The 3,577-nt window shown below is 47.6% G+C and carries 2 pseudogenes; both read right to left on the reverse strand.

The features are described from left to right. Positions 1-3,336, reverse strand: a pseudogene (locus AM629_RS20675) (DUF637 domain-containing protein); the annotation flags it as partial. 47 nt (positions 3,337-3,383) lie between these two features. Beyond that, positions 3,384-3,577, reverse strand: a pseudogene (locus AM629_RS24825) (hypothetical protein); the annotation flags it as partial.

A 3,577-nucleotide genomic window follows, 5' to 3' on the forward strand; every position in this document is an offset into this window, starting at 1 on the left:
CGCTGCTGTACGAGTATCCAATGTCTTAACACTGGTAGCTATCCCTGTTTTCTGATCATAAAAATCAAACGTCCTGAAATTCTCTGGCAGTCGAGAACCTGCTGGCATCTGCGTAGCAACAAAATCCTCAAAAGGATACCCTTGCTTATAGTTCCCTTCTCCCCACGCCATTTGGGTTTGACTACCATCTTTTTCTACCCGATATACTCGACGGATGTCTACTGCTGGGTGTGGATCTTTTGAAATGATTTTCGATAATTTAGCTGCGCCAGATGTAGATCCTTTGACCGCCCCCAAGCCACCACCAGCCATACTGACTATTCCAGTGACCAGTTTTCCTATCTCCAGCCCCGCATTATAGGCTCCCTCTGGACCCGCTTGTTCATATTCGGCTTTGACAACATCAAGCTGCTTGAGATAACTATCCTTTGTTGCCTGCCAGATAAAGCCGGGCATATCTTCCTGAATTAACAGTGTCCTGAGCGATTCAATGACTTCCGAAGGATTAGAGACTGCGCCGACAATAGCCATCACGCTATCATAGAGTTCTGATGGAATACCGGAGACAAAACCTGCCGCCAGATGACCATCTTGTGAACCACTCATCAAACCCCATTTAGCAAAAATCTGCGCCTTTTTAAGGTAGTTGGATTCTGCCGCCAGTTCTTTTTCCATTAATTGCTGCTGGTGATGAGCCAGGTAATTATAACGGAAAGTGTTCTCCGCACCGCTTGCGCCACTATAAGCCCCGTCTGCTTTACCGGTAAATACCGCACCGGCAAAACCACCAAAAACACGGGCAATTTGCGCTTGTCGCTCCGAGGTTTTCTGCCATTCTTCGGCTTTGATCAGATTATCTCCCATCATGATACCCGCCAGTTCCGCAGCCAAAGCCCCCGCCATTGCACCTTTGGCATTCCCCCGGCCAATTTCAGCACTGATACCTGCAACAACGGCGTGGCTTAACGTTTTGCCCGGCACTCCCAGGACCTCGCCATTATCACCAATCAATCGGGCGCCTTCCGCGTTAATCTGGCTGCCAATATTAGCCAACAGAGCCGTAGTCAAATTATCGTTAAAACTGCCGCCGTTAATGGTGGTATTCAGGCTGGCACTGATAATGGATTGACCCGCGACCCGCTGGATGACTTTATTCCAGTCACCATGGCTGATTTGAGGTAATTTCGCTTTTGTGGGATCTAATGTCGTGCCATCAGCCGCTTTATTCCATCCCATGTAGGCATCAAACCCGGCCAAGGCCCCCCCAAGCGCCATTGAGGTAATGGTGGATTTAACCGCATCACTGCTACCTAACACTTTTAGTGCTTTGGATATGTCCCCCTGATTATCCACAATAGCCACTGCCGCCTGGGCCGTCAGTGATGACATGCCCGCCGTTAACGCCCCACCCGCAACGCTATTGCCCGCATAAGAGGCAACAGAGGCCGCCAGAGAGCTGCCTGCGGTTGCCGCCGCTGCCGCAATCGCAATCACCGCAGAAACTACGGGGTTTAAACTCTGGCTCTTGTGATCCCAACTGTCATACGCATCCTTGACCACATTCCACTGGATATCTTTATTGTCATTCAGCCCTTTCAGCCAGGCGGTCTCCGGTGTATTCCCCAATCCGGTCAGGACATTTTGTAATGACTGACCATTTTTGGCTTTGATATCTGCGCTGACGCCGTTAGCCGCTTCTACGGTCAGTTTTCCGCCAATATGCATAGCCGGAAGCACCCACGTGTCTTTGGTATAACCTTTATCCCGGTGTTTGATATAAAAACCGGTGGAGTGGGTAATGGTCTGCTCAAAAGTGGTATTTTTTACCGCCTTAAAGTTGACTTTACCGTGCGTGCTGGTCAGTCTGGCATTTTTATTGGTGGCAATTTTGCTGGCTTCGTAAGTGCTGTCATCCCGGCTTAACAGATTAATGTCCCCCTCAGCGATAAATTCCGTGACTTTGTTGGTGACATCATGACGGGTGCGTTGATGGGTTTTCTTCCTGCCATACCAGTTACGGCTTGTTTCTGTTTTCTCATAATGACTGGATTCTTCCATGGCCTGCGCGTACAGATAACCGCCTTTTGCGGCGACATCCATGGCCCCTTTAGCCGCCAGTTTGGTGGCCTGGAAAAGAAGACTGCCGTTTGAGAGCACGGTCAGTACGCCGCCGCTGGTCAGTTCGGTGCCTTGCTGAGTCACTGATCCCGTGAATTCCCGGTTACCTTCCCGGTAGGCGTGGTTCTGCACCGATTCAAAACGCATATTGCCCCCGGAGGAAAACAGGATGTCACCCTCAGACGTCAATTGAGAGCCGGCTGTGGTGATGTCACCGTTTGCTGCCATCGTCAGTTTTTTATCACCACGAACCTGAGCAATAATATGCCGGTCATCTTTGTCATTATTGTTTGTTTTGTTCATGGCAGAATAAGCCTGGGCAGAGAGGGTAATATTCCGGCCTGCGGATAATAATGTATTACCGTTTGCCCGTATCTGAACGGCTTTCCCGTTGATGTCTGCCCCACTGATAATACTGACATGATCCTTTGCCGTGATTTTACTGCTGTATATGGGTGATCCCTGGGATAACGATAAATCAGCCTGATACCTGGGTTCACAAGCACTGAGATCAATATCTTTGGCTGCACTTAAATAAATATCTTTTCCGGCAGACATCTCTGAGCCTTTGGCAGAAAGCGTATTCCCCGCATTAATCGTTAGTGATTTTAAGGCAGTTAAAATTCCCGGTATGGGGGCATGATGCCGATTGGATAACGTTGATTTTGCAAAAGTATAAGTATCGGCATGGTTTTCTATGGTGACATCATGACGGGCTGACAAAGAGATATTTTCAGCCGGTTGTAAATAGACATTTTGTAAAAGCAGGTTTTTACCCGAATTGAGAGTTAAATGACCACGGGCATTTAATTGATTGGATGCGGGATGCTCACCCGTTCTATGTTGTTCCCAAATATGGCCGACTTCATCACCGTTATGAAATGCAATATCCCCATAACGACTGAGCGCGGTCACCTCCTTTCCGCTGATATGACTGCGCCAGAGAGAGATATTATTGACAGCCGCCATAGATAAACTATTAGGGGACAAAAGTATGGCATTTTTTAGGATGATATCACTCTCGGAAACAATATTGACATCATGAGCCGCGTTGATTTTATCACTGAGGGTTATTTTTCCCGCATGTAATAGGATATTTTCAGCGGACAGTATTGCGGGCAGTTTTTCACTGTCGACGGGATAATTGAATAAATTGAAACCTGCCGGGGCACTGTAAGGATAATAAGTATTAATATGAATATACCTGTTATCTTTCAAGTTGCCTCTTTGTTGGCTGCACTCACTCACCCCAGTCACATAGTTATCTATGCTCCTGGGGATTCGCTCCCTTGCCGTCGCGATGCATCTTGAAATCTATTGGGTATACTGTCACTAAAGTCGGCGACAAGATGACCTTTTGCGATAATACTGGCGCGCTCAACCACCAGTTTGTCTTTTCTAATATCATATTTGACTTCACCGTTGGGTAAGAGATGATAATTTTTATCATCCCATTGAT

The sequence above is a fragment of the Photorhabdus heterorhabditis genome, assembly GCF_001280945.1.
Lineage (GTDB): Bacteria > Pseudomonadota > Gammaproteobacteria > Enterobacterales > Enterobacteriaceae > Photorhabdus > Photorhabdus heterorhabditis.